The 26,941-nt window shown below is 49.1% G+C and carries 18 protein-coding genes; 11 read left to right on the top strand and 7 right to left on the bottom strand.

From position 1 onward, the window contains the following. The first annotated feature begins 120 nt into the window (after nt 1-120). From cmoM to ACX9GV_RS10670, 7 genes are all read left to right on the top strand, one after another. Nucleotides 121-906, top strand: coding sequence for a tRNA uridine 5-oxyacetic acid(34) methyltransferase CmoM (cmoM, locus tag ACX9GV_RS10700; RefSeq protein WP_473195505.1), 786 nt, complete (start codon nt 121-123; stop codon nt 904-906). Further along, nucleotides 903-2,225, top strand: a complete 1,323-nt coding sequence (mukF, locus tag ACX9GV_RS10695) for a chromosome partition protein MukF (protein ID WP_023489332.1) — start codon at nt 903-905, stop codon at nt 2,223-2,225. The genes cmoM and mukF overlap by 4 nt, the downstream gene beginning before the upstream one ends. Continuing rightward, a complete protein-coding gene (gene mukE / locus ACX9GV_RS10690) occupies nt 2,206-2,937 on the top strand; it encodes a chromosome partition protein MukE (RefSeq protein ID WP_023489331.1) in 732 nt (243 codons plus the stop codon). Before mukF ends, mukE begins: the two co-directional genes overlap by 20 nt. After that, nucleotides 2,934-7,388: a chromosome partition protein MukB gene (mukB, locus tag ACX9GV_RS10685; protein ID WP_473195504.1), complete on the top strand. Its 4,455-nt coding sequence runs from the start codon at nt 2,934-2,936 to the stop codon at nt 7,386-7,388. The genes mukE and mukB overlap by 4 nt, the downstream gene beginning before the upstream one ends. Before the next feature lie 164 nt (nt 7,389-7,552). Beyond that, nucleotides 7,553-9,394, top strand: coding sequence for a L,D-transpeptidase (gene ldtD / locus ACX9GV_RS10680; RefSeq protein WP_473195503.1), 1,842 nt, complete (start codon nt 7,553-7,555; stop codon nt 9,392-9,394). 327 nt (nt 9,395-9,721) lie between these two features. Then, nucleotides 9,722-10,270 carry a peptidoglycan L,D-endopeptidase MepK gene (gene mepK / locus ACX9GV_RS10675; protein WP_023489328.1) on the top strand — a complete coding sequence of 183 codons (549 nt, stop codon included), beginning with the start codon at nt 9,722-9,724 and terminating at the stop codon, nt 10,268-10,270. Between the two features lie 90 nt (nt 10,271-10,360). Next, a complete protein-coding gene (locus ACX9GV_RS10670) occupies nt 10,361-11,008 on the top strand; it encodes an MBL fold metallo-hydrolase (protein WP_023489327.1) in 648 nt (215 codons plus the stop codon). 131 nt (nt 11,009-11,139) lie between these two features. Here the strand turns inward: ACX9GV_RS10670 and ACX9GV_RS10665 are convergent, their stop codons facing one another. The 6 genes from ACX9GV_RS10665 to ACX9GV_RS10640 all read right to left on the bottom strand — a co-directional run bounded on the left by ACX9GV_RS10665 (nt 11,140) and on the right by ACX9GV_RS10640 (nt 20,163). Then, entirely contained in the window at nt 11,140-12,330 is a 1,191-nt protein-coding gene (locus ACX9GV_RS10665) for an amino acid aminotransferase (protein WP_473195502.1), read from the bottom strand. A 249-nt stretch (nt 12,331-12,579) separates the two neighbouring features. Continuing rightward, on the bottom strand, nt 12,580-13,716 hold the full coding sequence (gene ompC, locus ACX9GV_RS10660) for a porin OmpC (protein WP_473195501.1): 1,137 nt from the start codon (nt 13,714-13,716) through the stop codon (nt 12,580-12,582). 306 nt (nt 13,717-14,022) lie between these two features. Next, entirely contained in the window at nt 14,023-15,423 is a 1,401-nt protein-coding gene (gene asnS / locus ACX9GV_RS10655) for an asparagine--tRNA ligase (protein WP_473195500.1), read from the bottom strand. Between the two features lie 298 nt (nt 15,424-15,721). Continuing rightward, on the bottom strand, nt 15,722-16,927 hold the full coding sequence (gene pncB, locus ACX9GV_RS10650) for a nicotinate phosphoribosyltransferase (protein WP_473195499.1): 1,206 nt from the start codon (nt 16,925-16,927) through the stop codon (nt 15,722-15,724). A gap of 254 nt (nt 16,928-17,181) precedes the next feature. After that, on the bottom strand, nt 17,182-18,888 hold the full coding sequence (locus ACX9GV_RS10645) for a GGDEF domain-containing protein (protein WP_473195498.1): 1,707 nt from the start codon (nt 18,886-18,888) through the stop codon (nt 17,182-17,184). Between the two features lie 195 nt (nt 18,889-19,083). Beyond that, nucleotides 19,084-20,163: a YeiH family protein gene (locus tag ACX9GV_RS10640; RefSeq protein ID WP_473195497.1), complete on the bottom strand. Its 1,080-nt coding sequence runs from the start codon at nt 20,161-20,163 to the stop codon at nt 19,084-19,086. Between the two features lie 131 nt (nt 20,164-20,294). Here ACX9GV_RS10640 and yieE point away from each other — a divergent pair, with 131 nt between their 5' ends. From yieE to ACX9GV_RS10625, 3 genes are all read left to right on the top strand, one after another. Continuing rightward, the gene (gene yieE, locus ACX9GV_RS10635; RefSeq protein ID WP_473195496.1) at nt 20,295-21,185 is read left to right on the top strand and encodes a DNA-binding transcriptional regulator YeiE; all 891 of its coding nucleotides are present in this window, start codon (nt 20,295-20,297) and stop codon (nt 21,183-21,185) included. Nucleotides 21,186-21,344: 159 nt separating this feature from the next. Further along, a complete protein-coding gene (locus ACX9GV_RS10630; protein WP_023492156.1) occupies nt 21,345-22,820 on the top strand; it encodes an amino acid permease in 1,476 nt (491 codons plus the stop codon). Between the two features lie 513 nt (nt 22,821-23,333). Further along, complete coding sequence (locus ACX9GV_RS10625) at nt 23,334-24,704, top strand: APC family permease (protein ID WP_473195495.1); 1,371 nt, start codon at nt 23,334-23,336, stop codon at nt 24,702-24,704. A 69-nt stretch (nt 24,705-24,773) separates the two neighbouring features. Here the strand turns inward: ACX9GV_RS10625 and sbcB are convergent, their stop codons facing one another. Continuing rightward, nucleotides 24,774-26,201, bottom strand: coding sequence for an exodeoxyribonuclease I (sbcB, locus tag ACX9GV_RS10620; protein WP_023492161.1), 1,428 nt, complete (start codon nt 26,199-26,201; stop codon nt 24,774-24,776). A 312-nt stretch (nt 26,202-26,513) separates the two neighbouring features. On the opposite strand from sbcB, the gene tmaR reads away from it, so the two are divergent. Continuing rightward, a complete protein-coding gene (gene tmaR, locus ACX9GV_RS10615; RefSeq protein ID WP_023492162.1) occupies nt 26,514-26,831 on the top strand; it encodes a PTS system regulator TmaR in 318 nt (105 codons plus the stop codon). Nucleotides 26,832-26,941: the final 110 nt, after the last annotated feature.

Genomic DNA, 26,941 nt, shown 5'->3' with positions numbered 1-26,941 from the left:
GCCATTCAGGCGCAATTATGTCGTAAGAAGATTTATTCTAAGCCAGTCTGTGCAAAAATAGCAGGTTTGAATGGGGGTATTTTGCTGCAAACCAAGATAGAATCAGCGGAGCCGTTGAGCATGCATGATCGCAATTTTGACGATATAGCTGACAAGTTTGCACGTAATATTTACGGCACCACCAAGGGGAAAATCCGTCAGGCGGTGCTCTGGCACGACTTGACCCAGTTGTTGGCCCAGTTGCCGCAGCGGCCGTTGCGTATTCTGGATGCCGGTGGTGGAGAAGGCCATATGGCTTGCCAACTGGCTGAATTAGGGCATCAGGTCTTGTTGTGTGATCTTTCTGGTGAGATGATCCAGCGTGCTGCGTTGCTGGCAGAGCAGAAAGGTGTGCGCCACAAGATGCAATTCATACAGAGTTCGGCACAAGAGATAGGTCAGCATTTGGAACAGCCCGTTGACTTGATCTTGTTTCATGCGGTGCTGGAGTGGATTGCGCAGCCGCAAGCGGCATTGCAGGCGTTATTTGAATGCTTGTCACCCGGTGGCGCACTGTCGCTGATGTTTTTTAACGCCAACGGGTTGTTGATGCGCAATGTGGTGTTGGGTAATTTCCAACTGGTCGACCCTGAAGTGAGACGGCGTCGCAAACGTTCGCTTTCGCCGCAGTATCCACTGAATCCACTCCAGGTTTATGGTTGGTTGGAACAGATGGGGATGCAGATTTCAGGGAAAACCGGCGTGAGGGTTTTCCATGATTATCTGCAAAGCAGGCAATTGCAGACACAAAAATTTGACGAGTTACTGGCGCTTGAGCAGCACTATTGCCGGCAAGATCCGTATGTGAGTTTGGGGCGCTATATTCACGTCATGGCGCATAAAGCAAACCTGAAGGACGAACTATGAGTGAGTTTTCCCAGACTGTACCCGAACTGGTCGCCTGGGCACGGAAAAATGATTTCTCTATTTCGCTCCCGACTGAGCGTCTTGCGTTTCTGCTCGCCATCGCCACGTTAAATGGTGAGCGGTTGGATGGTGAGATGAGCGAAGGCGAGCTGGTTGATGCATTTCGCCATGTCAGCAAAGGGTTTGAACAGACGCATGAAACTGTAGCGATACGTGCTAACAATGCGATAAACGACATGGTGCGCCAGCGTCTGTTGAACCGGTTTACCAGTGAATTGGCGGATGGCAACGCCATCTATCGCCTGACCCCACTGGGCATCGGTATTACCGATTATTATATTCGTCAGCGTGAGTTTTCTACTCTGCGCCTTTCCATGCAACTGTCCATTGTGGCGGAAGAGCTCAAGCGTGCAGCAGATGCGGCGGAAGAGGGCGGCGATGATTTTCACTGGCATCGTAATGTCTTTGCCCCATTGAAATATTCAGTGGCGGAGATTTTTGACAGCATTGACTTGACCCAACGCCTGATGGATGAACAGCAGCAGAGCGTCAAAGAAGACATTGCCGCGCTGCTCAATCAAGATTGGCGCGCAGCGATCTCCAGTTGTGAGTCGCTGCTATCGGAAACCTCTGGGACCTTGCGTGAATTACAGGATACGTTGGAGGCCGCAGGTGATAAACTCCAGGCCAATTTGTTGCGTATTCAGGATGCCACGCTGGGTGATGGGGAGTTAGGGTTTGTTGATAAGCTGGTATTTGACCTGCAAAGCAAACTAGACCGCATTATCAGTTGGGGCCAACAAGCCATCGACCTGTGGATCGGTTATGATCGTCATGTTCACAAGTTTATCCGTACCGCTATCGATATGGATAAAAACCGCGTATTTGCCCAACGCCTGCGTCAATCAGTACAAAATTATTTCGACTCCCCCTGGGCGCTGACCTTTGCCAATGCCGAGCGTCTTTTCGATATGCGCGATGAAGAATTGGCACTGCGTGGTGAGGAAGTGACCGGTGAATTGCCACCGGATCTGGAGTATGAAGAGTTCAGTGAGATCCGTGAACAGCTGACATTGATGATTGAACAGGCACTGAAGGTTTATCAGGAACAAAAAATGCCGCTCGATTTAGGCGCAGTGATGCGCGATTATCTGGCGCAATACCCGCGTGCGCGTCATTTTGATGTTGCTCGTATTGTGGTCGACCAGGCAGTGCGCCTTGGTGTGGCTGAAGCTGATTTTTCAGGGTTGCCAGCCCGTTGGCAGGCAATCAATGATTACGGAGCCAAGGTGCAGGCCCATGTCATCGACAAATATTGAACAAGTAATGCCAGTCAAGCTGGCCAAGGCATTATCAAACACGCTGTTCCCGGCGTTAGACAGCCAATTACGTGCCGGCCGTCATATTGCTATTGATGAGTTGGACAACCATGCTTTCCTGATGGATTTTCAGGACGAGCTGGAATCATTTTATGCACGCTACAGCGTAGAGTTAATCCGTGCACCGGAAGGTTTTTTCTACTTGCGCCCTCGCTCCACGACGTTGATCGCCCGTTCAGTGCTTTCCGAATTGGATATGATGGTGGGCAAGATCCTCTGTTACCTCTATCTTAGCCCTGAGCGTCTGGCGCACGAGGGGATTTTCAGCCAGCAAGAACTGTATGAAGAATTATTGAGCCTGGCGGACGAGAATAAACTGCTTAAGTTTGTTAACCAGCGTTCCACCGGTTCGGACCTTGATCGGCAGAAACTGCATGAAAAAGTGCGTGCTTCCCTCAATCGCTTGCGCCGCTTGGGGATGGTCTATTTTATGGGCAATGACAGCAGCAAGTTCCGTATTACCGAGGCGGTGTTCCGCTTCGGTGCTGACGTGCGCAGTGGTGATGATCCACGTGAAGCCCAATTGCGCATGATCCGTGATGGTGAAGCAATGCCGGTGGAAAACAGCCTGTCATTAAATGATGAAATCAACGAGGCGGAAGAGGTTGCAGCAGAAACCATCACCGACAGTGCAGAGGATGAACAGGAATGATTGAACGCGGTAAATTTCGCTCGCTGACGCTGGTTAACTGGAATGGTTTCTTTGCCCGGACCTTTGATTTGGATGAACTGGTGACTACCCTGTCTGGGGGGAACGGAGCCGGTAAGTCGACGACCATGGCGGCGTTTGTGACTGCGTTAATTCCCGATCTGACGCTGTTGCACTTTCGTAATACCACTGAAGCCGGGGCGACCAGTGGCTCGCGCGACAAAGGGCTACACGGTAAATTACGTGCGGGTGTCTGTTATGCCACGCTGGATGTGGTCAACTCGCGCCATCAGCGGGTGCTGGTGGGGGTACGCTTACAACAGGTGGCTGGGCGTGATCGTAAAGTGGATATCAAACCGTTCACTATCCAGGGCTTGCCGACCGCCGTACAACCGACAGAGCTGTTAACCCAGATGGTGGGTGAACGCCAGGCGCGGGTGCTTCCGTTACAAGAATTAAAAGAACGTGTCGAAGAGATGGAAGGGGTGCAGTTCAAGCAATTCAACTCCATCACTGATTACCATGCCTTGATGTTTGATTTGGGGGTGATCCCCAAACGTTTACGTTCCTCTGCGGATCGCAGCAAATTTTACCGCCTGATTGAAGCGTCGCTGTATGGCGGTATTTCCAGTGCCATTACCCGCTCGTTGCGTGATTATCTGTTGCCAGAAAACAGCGGAGTGCGCAAAGCCTTCCAGGATATGGAAGCGGCATTGCGTGAAAACCGTATGACGTTGGAAGCGATTCGTGTCACCCAATCGGATCGTGATCTGTTCAAACATCTGATCTCTGACGCGACATCTTATGTGGCTGCCGACTATATGCGCCACGCCAATGAACGCCGCATCCATCTCGATGGTGCGCTGGTATTGCGTAATGACCTGCTGGGTAGCCGTAAACAGCTGGCCAATGAGCAATTGCGCCACGTTGAAATGGCGCGGGAATTGGCAGAACAAAGTGCGGCAGAATCGGACCTGGAAACCGACTATCAGGCCGCCAGTGATCACCTCAATCTGGTGCAGACGGCGATGCGTCAGCAAGAGAAGATTGAACGCTATCAAGGTGACCTGGAAGAGCTGACCTATCGCTTGGAAGAGCAAAATGAGGTGGTGGAGCAAGCGGCTGAACAGCAGGCAGAAAGCGAGGCACGCAGCGAAGCGGCCGAGCAGGAAGTTGATGAGCTGAAAAGCCAACTCGCTGATTATCAGCAAGCGCTGGATGTGCAGCAAACCCGAGCCATTCAGTACCAACAGGCATTACAAGCCTTAGAGCGCGCTCGTTCCCTGTGTCAGGTTAGTGACCTGACAGCAGAAAATGCCCATGAGTGGTTAGATACCCTTCAAGCACGTGAGCAGGAAGCGACTGAAGCCCTGCTGATGTTAGAACAGAAACTCAGTGTGGCTGATGCTGCACACAGCCAGTTTGAACAAGCTTATCAACTGGTATGTAAAATTGCTGGCGAAGTCAGCCGCAGTGAAGCTTGGCAAAGCGCACGTGAATTATTACGTGATTGGCCTTCACAGCAGCATCAGGCAGAGCGGGTGCAGCCGTTGCGTATGCGTTTGAACGAACTGGAGCAACGCCTGAATGCACAACAGGATGCTGAACGCCTACTGCAAGAGTTCTGTAAACGTAACGGGGAAACCTATCAACCCGATGAACTGGTCACGTTGCAGCAGGAGTTGGAACTGCGCCTGGAATCATTGTCGCAAAGCGTCAGTGAAGCAGGTGAGATCCGTATGGAGATGCGCCAGGAACTGGAGCAGATTCAGCAACGCATTAAAGAGTTGACCACACGAGCGCCGATTTGGTTGGCGGCTCAGGATGCCTTGCATCAGCTTGGTGAACAGAGTGGGGAAACGTTCGAAGATAGCCAACAAGTGACTGAGCATATGCAGCAGTTACTGGAGCGTGAACGTGAAACCACCGTTGAGCGTGATGAGGTTGCCAGCCGCAAACGGGAAATTGAGGGGCAAATTGAGCGTCTTAGTCAGCCCAGTGGTGCCGAAGACCCGCGTTTGGTCACGCTGGCTGAACGGTTTGGTGGTGTGCTGTTATCGGAAATATATGACGATGTCACCCTGGATGACGCCCCTTATTTCTCTGCGTTGTACGGCCCGTCACGCCATGCGATTGTGGTACCGGACCTGTCGTTGGTACGCGAACTGCTCGAAGGGTTGGAGGATTGCCCTGAAGACCTTTACCTGATTGAAGGGGACCCACAGTCATTCGATGACAGCGTATTTGCTGTTGAAGAACAGGACAAGGCGGTGGTGGTGAAGATAGCGGATCGCCAGTGGCGTTATTCCCGTTATCCTGAAGTGCCGTTGTTTGGCCGTGCCGCGCGTGAAAATCGCTTGGAAGTGCTGTATGCCGAACGTGACAGCTTGGCTGAGCGTTATGCTACCTTGTCGTTCGATGTTCAGAAAACGCAGCGGGCCCATCAAGCTTTCAGCCGTTTTATCGGTGCCCACTTGGCGGTGGCGTTTGATGCGGATCCTGAGGCAGATATTCGCACGCTGCACAGTCGTCGTGGTGAAATTGAGCGTGCGCTGAATAACCACGAAGCACAGAATCAACAGCAGCGGCAGCAGTATGATCAGGCCAAAGAGGGCGTCGCTGCACTGAACCGCCTGATACCGCTGGTCTCATTATTGAATGATGAAACCTTGCTCGATCGTGCCGAAGAGCTCCGTGAAGAGCTGGAAGAAGCACAGGACGCGGCGCGTTATCTGCAACAACATGGTGCCTCTTTAACCAAATTGGAACCTCTGCTGGCGGTATTACAAAGCGACCCCGAACAACACGAGCAGTTACAGCAGGACTATATCCAGGCACAAGCCAGCCAGCGCCAGGCCAAGCAACAGGTATTTGCCTTGACCGAGGTGGTACAGCGGCGTGCGCATTTTAGCTATAGCGATTCTGCGGATATGCAGAACGCCAACAACGACCTGAATGATAAACTACGTCAACGGCTGGAACATGCCGAAGCTGAACGTAGCCGTGCCCGTGAACAGTTACGTCAGTATCAGAGCCAATATACCCAGTACAGTCAGGTGTTGGCTTCGCTGAAAAGCTCCTATGATGCCAAGCGCGACATGCTCAAAGAGTTGAGCCAGGAACTGGTGGATATTGGTGTCCAGGCGGATGCCAATGCCGAAGTGCGTGCACGCACTCGTCGCGATGAACTGCATGCATTAGTCAGCAATAACCGCGCGCGCTGTAGTCAGCTAGAAAAACAACTGACGTTCTGTGAGGCTGAAATGGATAGCCTGCAGAAGAAACTACGTAAGCTGGAGCGCGATTATTATCAACTGCGTGAGCAGGTGGTGAGCGCTAAAGCGGGCTGGTGTATGGTGATGCGTCTGGTGAAGGACAATGGGGTGGAGCGTCGCCTGCATCGTCGCGAATTGGCCTATATGGACGGTGACGAGCTGCGCTCTATGTCGGATAAGGCGCTGGGGGCGCTGCGTCTGGCGGTCGCGGATAATGAACATTTGCGTGATGTGTTGCGCTTGTCTGAAGATCCCAAACGCCCAGAACGTAAAATTCAATTCTATATTGCGGTCTACCAGCACCTGCGTGAACGTATTCGTCAGGATATCATCCGTACTGATGATCCAGTGGAAGCCATCGAACAGATGGAGATCGAACTGGCTCGTCTGACCGAAGAGTTGACGGCGCGTGAGCAAAAGCTGGCGATCAGCTCAAAGAGTGTGGCGAATATTATCCGCAAGACCATTCAGCGTGAACAGAACCGTATCCGTATGCTGAACCAAGGCTTGCAAGCGGTTTCTTTCGGCCAGGTAAAAAGTGTACGGCTGAATGTCAATATACGGGAAGCCCATGCGACGTTACTGGATGTGCTGTCTGAGCAGCAGGAACAGCATCAGGATCTGTTCAGCAGTAACCGGTTAACCTTCTCTGAAGCCTTGGCTAAACTCTATCAGCGCCTGAATCCACAGATTGATATGGGGCAACGGACACCGCAAACCATTGGTGAAGAGCTGTTGGATTACCGTAATTATCTGGAGCTGGAGGTGGAAGTATTCCGCGGTGCTGATGGCTGGTTACGTGCCGAGAGTGGTGCTTTATCCACCGGGGAAGCGATTGGTACCGGGATGTCGATTCTGGTGATGGTGGTACAAAGTTGGGAAGAAGAGTCTCGCCGTTTGCGTGGTAAGGATATTTCACCTTGCCGCTTATTGTTCCTGGATGAGGCTGCCCGTCTGGATGCTAAATCTATTGCGACATTGTTTGAGTTGTGTGATCGTCTGGAGATGCAACTGATCATCGCTGCGCCAGAGAATATCAGCCCGGAAAAAGGCACTACCTATAAGTTGGTACGTAAAGTGTTCCAGAATCATGAGCACGTACACGTTGTGGGTTTACGCGGTTTTGCCAGCGACCAGCCTGCATTGAGCACCACCGTGGCGGAAACGCCGCAAGCTTGAAACAGGCACTGATGACCGGGAAATAGCTGCCAGGTTTAGGGCAGCTATTTTTGTGTCAATTGGCGATATTTTTACAGCCAAGATCAAATAAGGCTGTTCTATTTGTATACTAAAGAAAGTTACGTGTATTGGTAGTATTTTTGTGAGCCTACAGGGGGCGAGGGATGTTGCGGAAAAATGGATACAGAGTACGACGTTTGGTATTGAGCTACGCAATTGCGTCTGGTCTTGCCCTATCGTTTTTTGCTGGTGCGACCGAGCAGGTACCACAGGTTGTCTTATCACCATCTGCTCTCTCGGTGGAACAGAGTCGAACAGAACTGCTTGCGGCGCTGCCAAAAAATGTGGTGCCACACTATATGGAGACGCTGGCACCGTTGTATGCGGCCAACCAGATGCAGCCGATGTGGCAAGATAGCCAGGCAGTATTGCAATTTCAGCAACAGCTTGCTGAGTTGGCTATTTCCGGTATACAGCCGCAATTCACTGAATGGGTGAAATTACTCACCGATCCTGCAGTGAGGGATATGGCCCGTGATATTGTACTGTCTGATGCGATGCTCGGTTATCTGCAATTTGTATCGTCAATAGAGGCCAATGGTAGCAACTGGCTGTATAGCAAGGTACCTTATAAATTGGCGGTACCGCAGAACCCGGTGATCAATCAGTGGCAGCTTGCTGTACAGCAAGGTAACACGCTGAGTTATGTTAATTCATTGGCTCCGCAGCATCCGCAATATGAGAAAATGCATCAGGCGTTGCGCGACATGCTGGCAGATAGTCGGCCATGGCCGATGGTGCTCAATAAGGTCAGCTTGCGTCCTGGGCAGCAGAGTGATGATGTTCCTGCATTGCGCGAGATCCTGAGCCGTACCGCCATGTTGACGGCACCCTCAGGGGAAGCCAGCCATTCTACCGAGGCTATTAACACCGTAGTGACTACGCCACCGGTAGTGGTTGATGACCTTTCGGTGGATGAAGAGAAAAACCGTGATGCGGCAGCAACCGTCGTCAGTCCGGCTATTGCATCGACTCAAGATTTAGCTTCTTCGACCAATACGCCAGCGCATCAGGCGAAGTCTGTTTCAGCAACAGATAATCGCTATACCGATGATTTGGTTGAAGGTGTCAAACGTTTCCAAACTTGGCAAGGGCTGACACCGGATGGGGTGATCGGTCCTCGGACCCGTGAATGGCTCAACGTTTCACCACAAATGCGTGCTTCATTGCTGGCGTTGAATATCCAGCGCTTGCGCATCTTGCCTGGGCATGTGGACACCGGCATTATGGTGAACATCCCTAATTATTCTTTGGTTTATTACATTAATGGTACTGAAGTGCTCTCTTCACCGGTTATTGTCGGCAGACCGAGCCGGAAAACGCCATTGATGAGTAGCGCGCTGAATAATGTGGTGGTTAACCCGCCATGGAATGTGCCAGTCAAGTTAATCCGCGAAGATATCGTGCCAAAAGCCATGCATGATCCCAGCTATTTCCAGAAGCATGGCTATCGCGTGTACTCCGGATGGAGCAATGATTCGGAAGCTATCGATCCGGCAATGATTGATTGGAGCATTACTTCTCCGCGTAACTTTCCTTATCGTATTCAACAGGAACCTGGCACCAGTAATTCGCTCGGGCGCTTCAAGTTTAATATGCCAAGTTCGGATTCTATCTATCTGCATGACACGCCGAACCGCGGTTTGTTTGCGAAAGATATTCGGGCGTTAAGTTCGGGATGTGTCCGTGTTGGCAAAGCCTCAGATTTGGCTAATATGCTACTGCAAGATGCCGGCTGGAATAACACGCGGGTGTCATCAACGCTTAAACGGGGCAACACCACTTACGTCAATATTCGCCAGCATATACCGGTTCAGCTCTATTATCTGACCGCGTGGATTGCTGATGATGGCAAGCCGCAGTTCCGCACAGATATTTACGACTATGATGTGACAGTAAAATCCGGGGTGCAGATTTTGGCTCTGGCTGAGAAGTTGATGCAGTAATAACCCTTTCCCCAGTGGGGTATTTGATGACCTGACTGGGGAACCGCTTTCTTAAACCCATGATACCTATCGGGGTGATAGGCGAGTCTGCTTTGGCCCCAACAGTTATGAGTTTGTTATACAGATTGAATGGCAACACAGTGTGCCATTTTTTTTGTTAGAGCTTGTAAACGGCGGTGTATCGCGGGTTGACTCAGCTTGCGCGTGCGGTTATGGTGCTCACTGCTTGTATTTTTTATACCTAAGATGTTTCTGATTATACGCAAATGACGATATGAATCATCTTTGGTATATATTTTGAAATTATTACCGAGTTTAAAAAGGATTATGGACAAAATTGACCATCATCGCCGTAAATGGCTGGCGTTAGGTATGGCCACCATGGGCATCGCACTGCTCCCGGGGCAGGCGCTTGCCAGTTTTTCAACTGCTCGCCCGCGTATTCTGCTGTTGAACAACCTGAATACAGGGGAATCCATCAAGGCTGAATTCTTTGATGGCAAACGTTATAACAAAGCAGAATTGGTAAGGCTGAACCATCTATTCCGTGATTATCGCGCCAATAAAACGAAAACCATTGACCCGGGTCTGTTTGATCAGCTTTATCGCCTGCAGGTGATGCTGGGGACTAAAAAACCAGTACAACTGATTTCTGGTTACCGTTCACTAGAGACCAATAGTGAAATGCGTGAGCAGCGTCGCGGTGTGGCTAAACAGAGTTACCATACCAAAGGGCAGGCGATGGATTTCCGTATTGAGGGGATCCAATTGAGTAATATCCGCAAAGCGGCGCTGAAACTGCGCGCGGGCGGAGTAGGATATTATCCACGCAGCAACTTTGTACATATTGATACCGGCCCGCTACGCACCTGGTAATCGGCGCCTAACTCAAAAATACCCATCGCCATTCACGTTGCTGTTCTCCGGTAACCTGAATGGCGATGGGTTTATCGTTATTGGAGTGTTATGAAATACCACATTATTCCTGTCACGGCATTCAGCCAAAATTGTACACTGCTCTGGTGTGAGGCGACCAAACAGGCTGCCTTGATTGATCCGGGTGGTGATGCAGACAGGCTCAAGGCTGAAGTCGCCAAAATGGGGGTGCAGGTTAGTCAGATCCTGTTGACCCATGGGCACCTTGACCATGTGGGAGCCGCCGTTGAAATGGCACAACACTATCAGGTGCCTATTTATGGCCCCGATAAAGAAGATGCTTTTTGGCTGGAAAACTTACCTGAACAGAGCCGCATGTTTGGCCTTGAAGAGTGCCAGGCGTTTACCCCAACCCAGTGGTTATCAGAAGGGGACAGTGTGCAGATTGGTGAACATTCGCTGAATGTACTCCATTGCCCTGGCCATACACCGGGCCATGTGGTGTTTATCGATGCAAAATCTCGTCTGGCATGGGTAGGGGATGTATTGTTTAACGGTGGTGTTGGCCGCAGTGACTTCCCACGCGGTAACCATGAGACGCTGATTAACTCAATCCGCACTAAATTACTGCCGCTAGGCGACGATATGGCGTTTGTTCCTGGTCATGGACCAATGTCTACCTTTGGTCATGAGCGCCAAACTAACCCCTTCCTGCGCTCAGAACCGGCCATTTGGTAACTGACTTAGCCAGTAAACAATTAACCAGCCGATAAAATCATATAAAATTAAAGTTAAGTTAAAACCAAGGGGGCGCATTTGCGCCCCCTTGGTTATTACAGCATGTTATTGCAGCATGGTGCTGGTGGTGCTTATAGGACAGCCACAATAGCTTCACACAATGGCGCCATATTGTCTGGTGTCATGCCAGCAACATTTACACGGCCAGAATTCACCGCATAGACACCAAATTCGTCACGTAGACGCAGCACTTGCTCTTTGGTTAATCCGCTGAAAGAGAACATGCCGTTTTGGTTGATGATAAAACTAAAGTCCTGCTCAGCGCCTTTCTCCTGCAAGGTATTGACGAACAACTGGCGCATACGGTGAATGCGCTGGCGCATATCGGTCAGTTCTTGTTCCCAGATAGCACGCAGCGCTTCATTACCTAGAATGGTGGCAACCACAGAAGCACCATGAGCGGGCGGGTTAGAGTAGTTGGCGCGGATTGCTGCTTTGACCTGGCTGAAAGCGCGGTCGGCAGTTTCAGCATCGGCTGCAACCAGAGTACAAGCACCAACACGCTCGTTATACAGACCAAAATTCTTCGAGTAGGAGCTGGCAACCAACAGTTCCTGATGCTTGGCGGCAAAAATACGCAAGCCTTGAGCATCTTCTTCCAGGCCTTTGGCAAAGCCCTGATAAGCGAAGTCAAACAGTGGTAACCAGCCGTTGGCTGCAGAGAGCTCAGCTAACTCTGCCCACTGCTGTTGAGTAGGATCGATACCGGTTGGGTTATGGCAGCAACCATGGAACAGCACCACATCACCAGCACGGGCTTGTTTCAGGCTATTGAGTAGACCAGCAAAATCCAGAGAGTGATTGGTGGCGTCGTAATAGTCATATTCCAGAACTTCGAGGCCAACCGCGGCAAAAACATTTTTATGATTTGGCCAGCTTGGGTTACTGATCCAGATACGTTTGGCCGTGGTTTGGTTGGCGATAAAATCTGCCGCTACTCGCAGGGCACCAGTACCCCCCGGGGTCTGCGCAGTGCGGGCACGCTTGCTGGTAATGATCGGGCTTTGCTTGCCAAACAGCAGTTCTTGAGTATAGAAGGCGAATTCAGGGATACCTTCGATGCCAAGATAATTCTTGGTGGTTTCATTTTCCAGCAAGTATTGTTCAGCCTTCTTGACGCTGGTCAATACGGGTGTTTTACCGGTTTCGTCTTTGTAGACACCAATGCCTAAGTTAATTTTATTTGGGCGGGTGTCCGCACGGAAAATGTCAGTCAGACCCAGAATGGGATCAGCGGGTGCGGCGGTGATTTTTTCAAACATGTCAAATGCTTCCATGGCCTAGAGTTAAGCAGACAGAAACGTTAGGTTAACGCCAGTTACGGGCTTTGCCAACTGTTTACCACAAAAACACCGTGATCTTGTGATGCGGATTGATTCAGCATAAAAAATAGCTGCAAAAGGGGGTATCGACGGTATAAAAAAGGGTTAACCCCATTAAAATAAAAACAGGGCCGAAGCCCTGTTTTCTAACTTAACTGGCAACGTAAAGCTGCCATTAAGTGCAACAACTTAGAACTGGTAAACCAGACCAGTTGCTACGATGTTGTCAGTAGCGATACCAACAGCTTTGTAGAAGTTGTTGTCGTTGTTGTTCAACAGGTTGATTTTGTAATCAACATAGGTAGACATATTTTTGTTGAAGTAGTAAGTAGCACCGATATCAACATACTTAACCAGATCCTGGTCGTTGCCTAGGCCGGAGTTAACGTCTTGATCCAAGTTTTTACCTTTAGATTGCAGGTAAGCGATGGATGGGCGCAGACCGAAGTCGAATTGATACTGAGCAACCACTTCAAAGTTTTGAGTTTTATTAGCAACTAAACCTTGTACATCGCCGAATGGAGTCATGTTGCGAGTTTCGGAATACATGGTTGCCAAGTAGACGTTATTAGCGTCGTATTTAGCAGCAACAGTCCACAGGTCAGCAACGTTACCGTTAGAAGTAGTACCGCTATACTTATCAGTTTGCGGGTTATAAGTAAATGTTGATTTCTGATCAAGAGTACGGTTAGAAGAGGTATAAGCAGCACCGAAGCTCAGACCGGTATCCATCAGTGCGTAGGTGGTAGAAACACCTACACCGTCACCGTTTTGCTTGTTGATATCACGGTTTTCGTTTTTGCCTTGGTATTGCAGAGCAAAGTTCCAACCATCAACCAGGCCGAAGAAGTTGCTGTTACGGTAAGTAGCAACACCGGTAGCACGTTGGGTCATAAAGTTGTCAGTGTTGGTGTAAGTATCGCCACCAAACTCTGGCAGCATATCAGTCCAACCTTCAACATCATACGCAACGCCATAGTTACGGCCGTAGTCGAATGAACCCATATCGCCGAACTTCAGGCCAGCAAAAGCCAGACGGGTTTTGTCACCGCTTTGTGAAGACTCAGCATTGTTACCTGCAAAGTTGTATTCCCACTGGCCGTAACCGGTCAGTTCGCTATTGATTTGGGTTTCACCTTTGAAGCCCAGACGAGCGTAGGATTTGTCGCCATTGTCTTGCTTATCACTAGAGAAGTAATGCAGACCAACAGCTTTACCATATACGTTAACTTTGTTGCCGTCTTTGTTGTAGATTTCTGCTGCGTTAGCTGCACCGGCTGCCAACAGAGCTGGGATTACTACTGCAAGAATGTTGCGCTTCATCATCGTTGTTACCCTCATTAGTGTTATTCGGACACCTGCCACTGCCGACAATAATTCTTAGGGAACTATTGTTGCTAGATTGGTGTCGTCCTGTGTCTGCACGCAGTGTTCCATTCACGCGCTCGTTAATCTAGAGCGAAAGTGCTACTAATGTCGAAAATTGATTTCACAAAGAAACAATGTGTAACAGAATGTGTAATATAGGGAACTTTGTGACCTGAGTCAATAATAAAAAAAGACAAAGGCCAGCATGGCTGGCCTTTGAAAAGATAACGAATTGATTAAAAAGTATTCTATAGATAACTGGAATTAGAAGCTGGCATTGCGTGGAGTCCTTGGGAATGGGATCACATCACGCACGTTTTGTACGCCGGTAACATAGGCGATTAAACGCTCAAACCCTAAACCAAAGCCTGAATGGGGCACAGTGCCGTAACGGCGCAGATCACGATACCACCAATAATCTTCTTTATTCAGCCCCATCTCTGCCAAACGCTGGTCCAGCACCTCAAGGCGCTCTTCACGCTGTGAACCACCGATGATTTCACCAATGCCAGGTGCCAAAACATCCATGGCAGCCACAGTTTTCCCATCTTCATTCATGCGCATATAGAAGGCTTTGATATCTTTCGGGTAGTTTTTGACTACCACTGGCGCTTTGAAATGCTTCTCAGCCAGATAACGTTCATGCTCAGATGACAGATCAATCCCCCAGGAAACCGGGTTTTCGAAACTTTGCCCGCAGGCAATCAGGATATCAATGGCCTCGGTGTAATCGACCTGGGCGAAGTCAGAACAGACAAAACGCTTTAAACGATCAACGGCGTCCTTATCCACTCTTTCAGCGAAGAACTGCAAATCGTCAGCTCGCTCGTCGAGTACTGCCTGGAAAACATACTTCAACATCTTCTCCGCCAGGCTGGCGACATCATCCAGTGTGGCGAAGGCCACTTCAGGTTCGATCATCCAAAATTCTGCCAGATGACGGCTGGTATTCGAGTTCTCGGCACGGAACGTGGGGCCGAAGGTGTAGATTTTAGACAGCGCGCTGGCATAGGTTTCGCCATTCAATTGACCAGAAACGGTCAAGAATGCCTCTCTGCCGAAGAAATCCTGGCTGAAGTCTACTGCGCCTTTATCAGTACGTGGCAGGTTTTCCAGATCCAAGGTAGAAACGCGGAACATTTCACCGGCACCTTCAGTATCCGAAGCGGTAATCAGTGGGGTAGAAACCCAGAAATAACCGTTTTCGTGGAAGAAGCGATGGATAGCTTGCGCCAGGGTATGGCGAACACGTGTCACAGCGCCGATCAGGTTGGTGCGTGGGCGCAGGTGAGCCACTTCGCGCAGATATTCTATGCTATGGCGTTTAGCGGCCATAGGGTAGGTATCGGGATCATCAACCCAACCGACGACTTTGATGGCCGTGGCTTGCAGTTCAAAACTCTGGCCTTCGCCAGGGGATGCGACGACAGTACCGGTGATTTCAACCGAACACCCGGTGGTTAAATGCAGCACTTCATCCTGATAATTCGCGAGAGAGTGATTAACCACGGCCTGTAACGGGTCAAAGCAGGAACCGTCATAAACGGCCAGAAAGGAGATCCCGGCTTTAGAATCTCTCCGGGTACGTACCCAACCGCGCACGGTGACTTCACTGCCAACCTCGGCACGACCATGCAGTACATCGACTACAGGCACTACTGTCATAAATTTCTCTCTTATATATAGGTGTGGTTCACAAATAGTCATCCCCATCGTCTTGCCAGCAGCAGGAGGGGGTATTCATTATTTATTCGGCTCAGCCCACGCTGCCTTGGTTTGATAACCAGCGGCCTGGAAAACGGAGATATCACTATGTTACTTGTCGCATTATGGAGCACAAGCAGAAATCATCGCCATAATGCAACATTTGTTCAGTCACAGCAAAAGAGTGACATCAGCAAGATCTGTCGCTTCTATATATAGAAAGCGACAAGCAAGTCGTATTGGCTCACCTGTTGCTCTGTTAACTGGCTTTTTTTACCAATGGCAGAGCAAAGGCTTTGCGTAAGGCTTTTACAAATGCCGGGTCCTGGCAGATAGTTTTACCGGGGCTGTCTGACAGTTTGGCAACGGGTTTGCCTTTGCACTCAACCAGTTTGATCACAATATTCAGTGGGTCGACACCAGGGATATCACAAGTCAGGCGTGTACCGATACCAAAAACCAGATTGATGCGTTGATCAAAGTGCCGGTATAGCACCAAGGCCTTATCCAGATCCAGGTTGTCGGAAAATACCAGTGTTTTACTCATGGGGTCGATACCTAGCTGCTGATAATGGGCAACCGCTTTCTCTCCCCACTCAACCGGGTCACCAGAATCATGGCGTAACCCTTGATAGTGTTGGGCAAACTGCATGTCAAAATCACGCAGGAAGGCATCCATGGTAATACAATCGGTGAGCGCAATGCCCAACTGGTCTGGATATTCGTCTAGCCAAACCTGCAAAGCGACACGTTGGCTGTTGGCCAGAACCGGGCTTATCTGCTGATGTGCCTGGAACCATTCATGGGCTTGTGTACCCACCGGAGCAAGATCCAATTGATGAGCCAGATGGTAGTTACTGGTTCCCACCAGATAAGGGAACGCCTCTTTTAAGCTATGGACAATAGCGTACTGCACATCGCGGGAGAAGCGGCGGCGGGTACCAAAATCCATCAACTTGAAACGCGAGATATCAATATCACTACTGGCCTGTTTGAACAGCGTCAGTTTGCTCTGCAATTGAGTGACTGCCATCTCCGGTGTCACTAAGGGTGAACGGTGGCGATGGACAACCTCACTGATCACCGCCAGTAGCGGAACTTCCCACATAATCACTTCTTGCCAGGGGCCAGCGATACGGATCTGTAGATGACCATGGTGATCACTAATCGCTACTTGTTGCGGGTCATAACGAAAATCACGTAACCAGTTCAGGTAATCCGCGCAGAAAAAAGGAAGACCAGAAAGATAGCGATATTCAGCCTCAGTCAGTGCCAACTGGCTCATCATGGCAACCTGATGACGGAGCTCGTCGGCATACTCACCCAGTAATTCGTTGCCACGGCAACGGAACTCCGCAGCGACAGTAACGTCAGGGTAACGGTGGAACACTGCTTGCTGCATATGAAGTTTATAGGCATCAGTATCAAGCAGTGAAGTCAAAATCGGGGAGGCGTATAGAGTCATAGCGCGTTACAGCATCCTCGTCAGGCGCATGTCCAAAACCGGATAAGCAAAAAAGTGTTGTGAAGTATACCCGGATTATCCTGTTATTGAAGCCTCATCACATCACAAATGGCAGGTGTTGGTCGAGGATTAAATAATGTCTTTATTATGTGTAGCATTCGTTGTGGGGGAAACGGCTATACCAGCAGCTAGAATGGTGACGAGTAAAGACTCCTAGTGGTTTTTTGCCATATCCCTGTCAGTATTTGCCCAGTTTAGGGGATAAAACCCTGACTGGTATAGATGCTGACCCGGTTTCGACCGCTTTTTTTACAGTAGTAGAGCGCTTCATCAGCTTGTTTAATGGCTGAAGCGAGCCCCTCAATATTGTTAACGGAAGCGATACCACAACTGATGGTAAAACGTACCCGCTTACCGGTTGGCAGTTCTAGGCAGAGTTGTTCAGCCAATTCACGGAGTTGATTCATCAAGCGGGATGCCTCTTCCTGTGAACATCGGTTGAGCAACACTGCAAACTCCTCGCCACCGTAGCGGCAAAAAATGTCGCTGGTGCGGAAATGGTTGCGTAATAGTTCAGCGAACATCACCAACACACGATCACCAATATCATGACCATAAGTATCGTTGAGCCGTTTAAATTTATCGATATCAATCAGACAGAATGTATGGGGATAGCTGTTGGCAGGCAGTAAATTGTATTCGATAAAAAATTTGCGACGGTTATAAATGTTGGTGAGTGGGTCAAAGAACGATGAAAGCTCAAGATCTTTGATTAATTGATGTTTTTCCTGCTCGAGTGCCAGCTTTACCTGATTGTACTGCTTCAGTTGGGTGACAGCATCGTTGATAGCCACCAGTTCTTGGCTATAAAACACCTCATTATTATCGATGCTTGTATCACCTTTAGACAGACGTAGAATATTGTTATGCGTTTTTGTCAGCCACCGAGTGATTCTTGAGCAGAAAATCAATAGCGGTAACAAAACAAACAAGATGATAAGCCCTGTTAGGGCGATTAAACCATAAATAGTGGTCTGGCTGTGGTACAGCTTATTTTGCGTGGCGGCAATTTGCAGCTCAAAACTGCGCTGATAAAGCTGTTGAGAAAGCTGGTTGATTTCGTTGATGTATTGATAAATGGAATCAGCGTTATAACTGCTATTGAGATCAATCGATTGGTAGAGACCTTGAGAGATATAGTTAAGTTGATCACTTGAAATGTATTTTTTTATGCTATCTACTAAGCTAGATATTTTCGGGTCATTGTAAGTCTGTTCAATAAAGGTCAAGCGGGTATTAAGCGATTTGATAACCCCGGTTAATTGGATGGCCTTAAGGTAAGCATCTTTACGTTCCAAGCTACTGAGGTTGACATCGATAATCTGATCAATTAATTCAGTCAGGGACAGCGTTAAAAGATTATTGAAAGAAATAGACTCGATAAACAACAGTGAGTCTGCATTGATCATTTGGGGATCATAACTATATTGGTAAAAGGCTTTATTGGCTTGACCAATGTAATAGGCACTGTTGATATTGAAAAGATGAGCCGTGGCGGAATTATTGCTCTGTAAAATCTGCTGTACATCATTATCCAGTAACTTTTCTAGCAGACTAATCATCGACAGCAGGGTGAATTTTTGATTAACACTTTGAAAATTTTGGTTTTTATGTTCAGCATGTGATTTTATGATGGCTATTTTATCATGAGCCTGTTCATCAGCATCCCGCCATTGGGCTTCGGTAATCGTCTGGTTGATCTGACTTAGTCTTTTTAATCGGTGAGCCGATAGTACAGCCTGGAATGCTTCAGAAATATCTTTAGTTCGCCGGAGTTTATAGAGGTTGCTTTCATTTTGAACGTAATGGGTATTTGCTATTCGTAGTGCATTGAAAACAAATAGGGAAAAACTCAGCATAATGGCAAAGGTAAATAGATAGATTAGGTATTTTACTTTCATGCCAGCCTGCTTCCCCACAGAATAACCGGCTGACTATAACATTGTGCTTATTGGCTTGTCCCCATAATTTTACTGATGCCAAATTGAGGAATAGATAATATCAGGTTGTTTCAAGTCATGTGTGCTTGGCTTGATGATTGGGGTGCCACTTGCTTGCTTTGTCACTTGAATCAACCTGGGTAGAGTAAAAGGCTATTACAGTACATGCTGTACTAACTGATTGATGGCACCTCCGCCAATAACCAACCAGATAAATAGCAATGTTGCCAGCAAAATGGGTTTTACACCGGCTTGCCGTACCGCGCTGATATGGGTGGTCAACCCCAATGCCGCCATCGCCATCGCCAGCATCCAGGTATCGAGGGTGATCAGTTGCCGTACCACCATGGTTGGCAGCAAATTTAACGAATTCAACCCGGCCACCGCGATAAATAACACCGCAAACCAAGGGATAGTAATGGCAGATTTTTCACTCTGGTTACCATTGCTATTACGGCGACTAAGGTAGCCGGATAGCAGCAGTAGGAAAGGGGCCAGCATCATCACGCGGATCATCTTGGTGATCACTGCCGCATTTTCTGCATCCGGTCCAATGGCATGACCCGCCGCCACCACTTGGGCGACTTCATGAACGGTAGACCCAATATAGATACCGAAGGCTTGCTGGTTGAACGGCAGCCATTGAAAGTGCTGATTGAGATGATACAGCCAGGGGTAAGCAAAGATAGCCAGGGTACCAAAAACCACCACAGTAGAGACGGCGACAGCCACTTTGCTGGAGTCAGCTTTTAATATCGGGTCAGTAGCCATCACGGCGGCGGCACCACAGATACTGCTGCCCGCACCGATCAGCATGGTGGTCTGGCTATCAATGCCAAAGACTTTTCTGCCTAGCCAGCAGGCCAGTAGAAAGGTAGTGCCAAGGGTAAGTGCATCAATAATAATGCCAGCGGCGCCTACATCAGCAATTTGCTGAAAGGTTAAGCGGAAACCATAAAGAATAATCCCCAGGCGCAGCAGGCGCTGTTTAGCCAGTTGGACGCCAGCATGACAACGGGGTTGCAACCAGGGATAAACCGTGTTGCCCACCACGATGCCGAGTAAGATTGCCAGCGTTAGGGCACCTAGCCCCAAATCAGCAATCCAGGGAATATTGCTCGCCCAGACTGCCAGTGCGGTTAATGCACCGGTCAGCAGCAGACCCGCTAGCAGCTTGGTGATGCCAAATTGGGGTAAATGGCGTGCAGGGCAGGCTGGGGTGGTATCACTTGCCATTAATCAATCCTCTATCAATTTATTAGCTGGAAGGATAAATGCTGGTGATCTAAAAAAGAAATTGATTATATATTTATAACCTATCGGAATAACTGGTATAGAACGGTCGTTGTTTGACCTTGAGGCAGAATATGCACATCACCTTGCGCCAACTGGAAGTCTTCTGCGAAGTGCTAAAAGGGGGCTCAACCACACAAGCCTCTGCGGTATTGGCTTTATCACAATCAGCAGTTAGCGCGGCGCTGGCTGATCTGGAAGGGCAATTGCATGTGTTGCTGTTTGACCGGGTGGGCAAGCGCTTGGTCATTAATGAGCATGGGCGTTTGTTGTACCCAAAAGCCCTGGCGCTGCTGGAACAGGCTGGCGAAATAGAGCAACTGTTCCGGCATGATAGTGCTGCTTTGCGTATCGCGGCTAGCAGCACGATTGGTAACTATATGCTGCCAGAGATGATGGCCCGCTATCGGAAAGATTTTCCTGCTACACCATTGGAATTAAACGTCGGTAACAGCCAGGAGGTGATTGTCGCAGTCGCTGATTTTCGTGTTGATCTGGGCTTGATAGAAGGGCCATGCCATAGGCCGGAACTGGTGACTCATCCCTGGCTGGACGATGAGCTGGTGGTCTTTGCCGCGCCAGATAATCCGTTGTTGCAACACCCCATCACGTTGGATGCGCTGGCCCGTGCGCCCTGGATCCTGCGTGAGCAGGGTTCCGGCACGCGAGAAGTGCTGGATCACCTGTTGCTGGCAAAATTACCCCATTTTCAGTTGGTCATGGAGTTGGGTAACTCCGAGGCGATTAAGCACGCCGTGCGTTACGGTATTGGTATTAGCTGCCTTTCACGGCGAGTGGTTGAGGAACAGCTGAACAGTGGGGTGCTGGTTGAACTCAAGATCCCATTACCGCCGCTGAGGCGGACGCTGTACTTGATCCATCATCGGCAGAAGCATCTGTCTCATGCATTACAACGTTTCTTGAATTATTGCGCGGTCCCGCTAGCGGATCTTGAGCGCCAGTGAAGGGGGAAGTTAGCACATTAGGGTTTTGCTAATAATCAGCGTTGGATTATGAAGCTATCTTATATTAGCGCATTGCTGCTAGTGCCTTGGCGGGTATTTGCTACAATCTGCCCCTCATTTTTGACATACCAGTATAAATATAGGGTAAGAAAGGCTCGAATGGATATAAAAACAACGGGGCAACCAGCACCGAGATTACGCCGTGAGTTGAAAGCGCGGCATTTGACCATGATTGCCATTGGCGGCTCTATTGGTACCGGTCTATTTGTTGCATCAGGGGCAACAGTTTCTCAGGCTGGTCCTGGGGGGGCACTACTTTCTTATGCGCTTATCGGCCTGATGGTCTATTTCCTGATGACCAGCTTGGGTGAATTGGCCGCATTTATGCCAGTTTCCGGCTCATTTTCCACCTATGGGGCCAAATATGTTGAAGAGGGCTTTGGCTTCGCCCTCGGTTGGAACTACTGGTACAACTGGGCCGTGACCATCGCAGTTGACTTGGTCGCTGCACAGTTGGTGATGAATTACTGGTTTCCAGATACGCCGGGCTGGATCTGGAGTGCACTGTTCCTTGGCGTGATGTTTCTGCTGAATTACATCTCGGTTAAAGGCTTCGGTGAGGCTGAATACTGGTTCTCGCTGATTAAAGTGAGCACCGTGATCATCTTTATTGGCCTCGGCATGCTGATGATTTTCGGCATTTTACGTGGTGGTGAAGGGGCTGGCTGGCATAACTGGACCATTGGCGATGCACCTTTTGCCGGTGGTTTTTCAGCCATGATCGGGGTGGCGATGATTGTTGGCTTCTCCTTCCAAGGGACCGAACTGATCGGGATTGCGGCGGGTGAATCAGAAGATCCTGGCAAGAATATTCCCCGTGCGGTGCGGCAAGTGTTCTGGCGCATTTTGCTGTTTTATATCTTTGCGATTCTGATCATCAGCTTGATCATTCCTTACACAGATCCTAGTTTGCTGCGCAACGATGTGAAAGATATCAGCGTCAGTCCGTTTACCCTGGTCTTCGAGCACGCCGGTCTGTTATCTGCGGCAGCAGTGATGAATGCGGTGATCCTGACGGCGGTGCTCTCCGCCGGTAACTCTGGGATGTATGCCTCAACCCGTATGCTGTTCACTTTGGCTTCCGAAGGGAAAGCACCACGTATTTTTGCCAAGTTATCTAAAGGGGGTGTACCGCGTAATGCACTGTATGCCACCACGGTGGTCGCAGGGCTTTGCTTCCTCAGCTCGATGTTTGGCAACCAGGAAGTCTATCTGTGGTTACTCAATACCTCGGGGATGACCGGTTTTATCGCTTGGTTGGGGATTGCTATCAGCCATTACCGCTTCCGCCGTGGCTATGTGGCACGCGGGTTAGACCTTAACGATCTGCCCTATCAATCCGGTTTCTTCCCGTTAGGGCCTATTTTTGCCTTTGTACTCTGCTTGATCATTACCTTAGGGCAAAATTATCAGGCTTTCCTGCAAGACAGAATTGACTGGTATGGAGTGACGGCGACTTATATTGGTATTCCGCTGTTCTTGGTGATCTGGTTTGGCTATAAGTTGACACGCGGTACCCGTATTGTGAAATACGATGAAATGGAGTTCCCGAAGTGGGATGCTAATAAACAGTGATTTGCTGGTGATGGCGGCAGGTAGGAGGTCGTTCTGCCACCTGCCGCAGCTCTGTTAATCACTAAAATAGTTTGTTGTAAAAAGAGTTTGTCGTAAGGGTTTTCAGGGCTTGTTTTTCAGCAGCCAAATGTGCAAAATATACGAAATGCAGATAACCGACGTTTTAACGCGTCGGTTATTTTTTTGCATTGCGTAACCACTGTGAATTTCACACACCAAGCGAGGCCGGACATCGAGCCGGATAGATAAATAGTTTGTCACGATCAAACAAAACTTTATGGTCGTGAATCATGAGGATAAGAATAATGGGGCACTTTTTCACTTTAGTACCGGTACTCACCGGTTTCCGCTGCCGTGGCAGCGACTATGGAGCAATCAAGGCAATTTCGCCTCGTTATCCTGCTTCTCTTGTCCCTCTTTTAGAATTCAGTCGTCTGTTGCGATGTTTCCCCGCAACCTTAAGTCTTAGGGTATTAAGTATCCGTCAGGCTCAAGGTAAGGGGAGGCTGCGCAATGTCCGATAACATCATCAACGGCGCACCCGCCGGCCAACGTGTAAAACTGCGTAAAACGCTAACTCTCGTCCCAGTGGTGATGATGGGCTTGGCCTATATGCAGCCAATGACTATCTTTGACACTTTTGGCATTGTTTCTGGCCTGACAGATGGCCACGTGGCAACCGCCTATGCATTTGCATTGTTGGCGATCCTGTTTACTGCGTTGAGCTACGGCAAACTGGTGCGGAAATATCCTTCTGCCGGTTCTGCCTATACTTATGCGCAAAAAGCCATCAACCCTCATGTCGGTTTTATGGTTGGCTGGTCATCCCTGCTGGACTACCTGTTCATGCCGATGATCAACATCCTGCTGGCAAAAATATATCTGGAAGCGATTTTCCCAGGCATACCATCCTGGATCTTTGTAGTGGTGTTGGTGGGGTTGATGACATTTTTCAACCTGCGCGGCATTAAATTGGTGGCAAACCTGAACTCCATTATTGTGGTGGTGCAGGTGGCGATCATGGTCGTGTTTCTGGGGTTGGTGGTGTATGGCCTTTCCCACGGCGAAGGTGGTGGTACGTTAGTCAGTAGCCGCCCGTTCTGGTCTGATAATGCCCATGTTGTGCCAATGATTACCGGTGCAACCATTCTCTGTTTTTCGTTTCTTGGTTTTGATGGCATCAGCTCATTATCTGAAGAGACCAAAGACGCTGAGAATGTGATCCCGAAAGCGATCTTCCTGACGGCATTGATTGGCGGCATCATCTTTATTGTGGTGTCTTATTTTGTCCAGCTTTACTTCCCAGACATCTCGCGTTTCAAGGATCCTGAGGCTTCACAGCCAGAAATTATGCTGTATGTGGCCGGTAAGTTCTTCCAGTCAGTGATTTTGGTATTCTCTTGTGTAACCGTGCTGGCATCAGGCATGGCTGCTCATGCGGGGGTTTCCCGCTTGATGTATGTGATGGGGCGTGATGGCGTGTTCCCGGAGCGTTTCTTTGGCTATGTGCATCCAAAATGGCGTACACCTGTCCTCAACGTATTGCTGGTTGGTGTGATAGCGCTTTCTGCCATCGAGTTCGACTTGGTCACTGCAACGGCATTGATTAACTTTGGTGCATTGATTGCCTTTACCTTTGTGAACCTGTCCGTGATCTCACAGTTTTATATTCGTGAGAAACGTAATCGGACGGCAAAAGATATCTTCAATTACCTGATATTACCGCTGATGGGGGCATTGACGGTGGGTGCGCTGTGGATCAACCTGGAAGCCAGCTCAATGATATTGGGGCTGATTTGGGCATCCATTGGTTTGATCTACCTGGCGTTTGTTACCCGCATCTTCCGTTTGCCAGTGCCGCAAGCCTGCGAGGACGTAGTTTGATTGGAGGGGCTCAGCAATAAATAAGCTTGAGCCCTATCAATTGATATTCACCCTGTGCGGTGGCTGGGTTTATCCCACCAATTGTTTACCGTAATCAAACAGCGCTTTCAGTAGCGCTGTTTTCTTTTCATCCCCTTGGTACTGCTGGTACAGCGCATCTAATTGCAACAGATACTCTTGTACCCTATCGGTATTCAGCACATCCTGGCGGTGTAACAGCCAACGGCGTTGTTCGCTATCATCCAGGGTCTGCGGGTAATTACGTGCGCGGTAACGGAATAACAGCGCTTTGATTCTACTATCGCCGAAGGTCAAATCCAGCAGCGGCAGATCCTGCGGCTTGGTTTGCTGAATGATCTTCATGGCTGCTTTGTCGGCATCGCTAAAGAAACCTTCATACAACTGAGCATCAACATTGTTACTCGGGGTGAAAGTCGGCGCCTCGGCAAAAAGTGCGACGACTTTTTCACGAATTTCCGGGTGTTGGCGCAGTACCTTCAGGTTCTCAAGGCAGGCCTGGCGATCGATACCTAAGCGTTCGGCATTTTCTGGCAGCAAGGTTTTGGCAGGAGCCAGTACCGGGCATTTATTGATATGCACCAGTTTGATGGGTATTGGTGCCTGATCTGCCGCCAAGCGATTGCGAGGGGTATAGAGGCGTTCCCGCAACTCATCGGCGCTCAGTGTCAACAAAGGGGTAATATCACCAGCCAGATCGCACATGATAACGGCATTTTTGTTATCTGGGTGCCAAGCAAGCGGTGAAACCCAACTGGTATTGCCGCGTGCCGCACCAAACATACCGGAAACATGGACCAAGGGGGTCATTTCTGCAATATCAATCAGCGTATTCAGTTTGTGTTTATTACGATGCTGCAACAAATAGTCAAATAATCTGGGCTGTGCCTGTTTAACCAACTTAGCCATGGCGATAGTCGCATGGACATCGGACATCGCATCATGAGCCTGTTGGTGTTCTACGCCATTGGCCGCCGTCAAGTGCTCCAGGCGGAAACTGGGCAAGCCATCGTCATTTTCTGGCCAGTGGATACCTTCTGGCCGTAGGGCGTAGCAGGCGCGCATCACATCCAATAAGTCCCAACGGGAATTGCCATTTTGCCAACTATAAGCATAGGGATCGTAGAAACTGCGATAGAAAATATTGCGGCTGACCTCATCGTCGAAACGGATATTGTTATAGCCTAAAATACAGGTGCCGGGAACACTGAATGCCTGGTGGATTTGGCGGGCAAACTCGGCTTCATTAACGCCTTTAGCTAGCGCTTGCTGTGGAGTAATACCGGTGATCATGACCGCTTCGGGATCCGGTAAGTAGTCATCGGCAGGCGCACAGTAAACAACCAATGGCTCTTCGATAAGGTTGAAATCTAAATCAGTGCGCACCCCGGCAAATTGCGCGGGGCGATCCAGTGATGGACTTTTACCGAAGGTTTCATAGTCATGGATATAAAAAGTCGGGTTTGCCTTACTGCTCAAAATGGCATCTCTTCAGTGAGATAAGAATAACGCCTATTGTAATCGCACAAGGGATGAAGCCAAGCAAATCTGGATATTGATTTTACCCTAGATTGATAATGCCATTACCGCTATACATCAAGAATGGCCTGTGGAGCACATGATGACCGGGCATTCACGATGACATCCATTGTTATTAACAGCGGGGCAGTGTGTTAATTATAGGTAAAATACGTCAATGACAGTTGTGCCTGACGATGACAAACCTGTATCTTGGTAGCATTGTGTGCGTATTCAATTGAATCTGTATATTACTAAAGCAAGGGTATAAAGATGGATAATGCAATTAAGCCGAGTTTTCAGAACGTGCTGGAGTTTGTGCGTATGTTCCGCCGTAAAAACAAGCTACAACGTGAAATTGTCGATAACGAGAAAAAAATTCGTGATAACCAGAAGCGGGTACTGCTGCTTGACAACTTGAGCGAGTACATCAAACCTGGCATGAGTATTGAAGACATCCAAGGCATCATCGCCAATATGCGCAGCGATTATGAAGACCGTGTTGATGATTACATCATCAAAAATGCGGATCTGTCGAAAGAGCGCCGTGAGCTCTCCAAGAATTTGAAAGCCATGGGTGAAGTGAAGTAATGCAAAGTAAGCAGGGCAAGTCGTAACCGTTAAGGTTTGCCCTGCTGAGCAGTACCCATGTGGCTCAAACTGTCAGCCATGATATCGCTATGATTTCTGCTGTTTTGATT

It is taken from the genome of Serratia sp. 25CWL12, from assembly GCF_055790885.1.
This window is presented reverse-complemented; position numbering and strand designations above follow the sequence as displayed.

Coding starts and splice junctions, on each gene's coding strand:
- cmoM (WP_473195505.1), top strand. CDS start 121: ATGCATGATCGCAATTTTGACGATATAGCTGACAAGTTTGCACGTAAT.
- mukF (WP_023489332.1), top strand. CDS start 903: ATGAGTGAGTTTTCCCAGACTGTACCCGAACTGGTCGCCTGGGCACGG.
- mukE (WP_023489331.1), top strand. CDS start 2,206: ATGTCATCGACAAATATTGAACAAGTAATGCCAGTCAAGCTGGCCAAG.
- mukB (WP_473195504.1), top strand. CDS start 2,934: ATGATTGAACGCGGTAAATTTCGCTCGCTGACGCTGGTTAACTGGAAT.
- ldtD (WP_473195503.1), top strand. CDS start 7,553: ATGTTGCGGAAAAATGGATACAGAGTACGACGTTTGGTATTGAGCTAC.
- mepK (WP_023489328.1), top strand. CDS start 9,722: ATGGACAAAATTGACCATCATCGCCGTAAATGGCTGGCGTTAGGTATG.
- ACX9GV_RS10670 (WP_023489327.1), top strand. CDS start 10,361: ATGAAATACCACATTATTCCTGTCACGGCATTCAGCCAAAATTGTACA.
- ACX9GV_RS10665 (WP_473195502.1), bottom strand. CDS start 12,330: ATGTTTGAAAAAATCACCGCCGCACCCGCTGATCCCATTCTGGGTCTG.
- ompC (WP_473195501.1), bottom strand. CDS start 13,716: ATGATGAAGCGCAACATTCTTGCAGTAGTAATCCCAGCTCTGTTGGCA.
- asnS (WP_473195500.1), bottom strand. CDS start 15,423: ATGACAGTAGTGCCTGTAGTCGATGTACTGCATGGTCGTGCCGAGGTT.
- pncB (WP_473195499.1), bottom strand. CDS start 16,927: ATGACTCTATACGCCTCCCCGATTTTGACTTCACTGCTTGATACTGAT.
- ACX9GV_RS10645 (WP_473195498.1), bottom strand. CDS start 18,888: ATGAAAGTAAAATACCTAATCTATCTATTTACCTTTGCCATTATGCTG.
- ACX9GV_RS10640 (WP_473195497.1), bottom strand. CDS start 20,163: ATGGCAAGTGATACCACCCCAGCCTGCCCTGCACGCCATTTACCCCAA.
- yieE (WP_473195496.1), top strand. CDS start 20,295: ATGCACATCACCTTGCGCCAACTGGAAGTCTTCTGCGAAGTGCTAAAA.
- ACX9GV_RS10630 (WP_023492156.1), top strand. CDS start 21,345: ATGGATATAAAAACAACGGGGCAACCAGCACCGAGATTACGCCGTGAG.
- ACX9GV_RS10625 (WP_473195495.1), top strand. CDS start 23,334: ATGTCCGATAACATCATCAACGGCGCACCCGCCGGCCAACGTGTAAAA.
- tmaR (WP_023492162.1), top strand. CDS start 26,514: ATGGATAATGCAATTAAGCCGAGTTTTCAGAACGTGCTGGAGTTTGTG.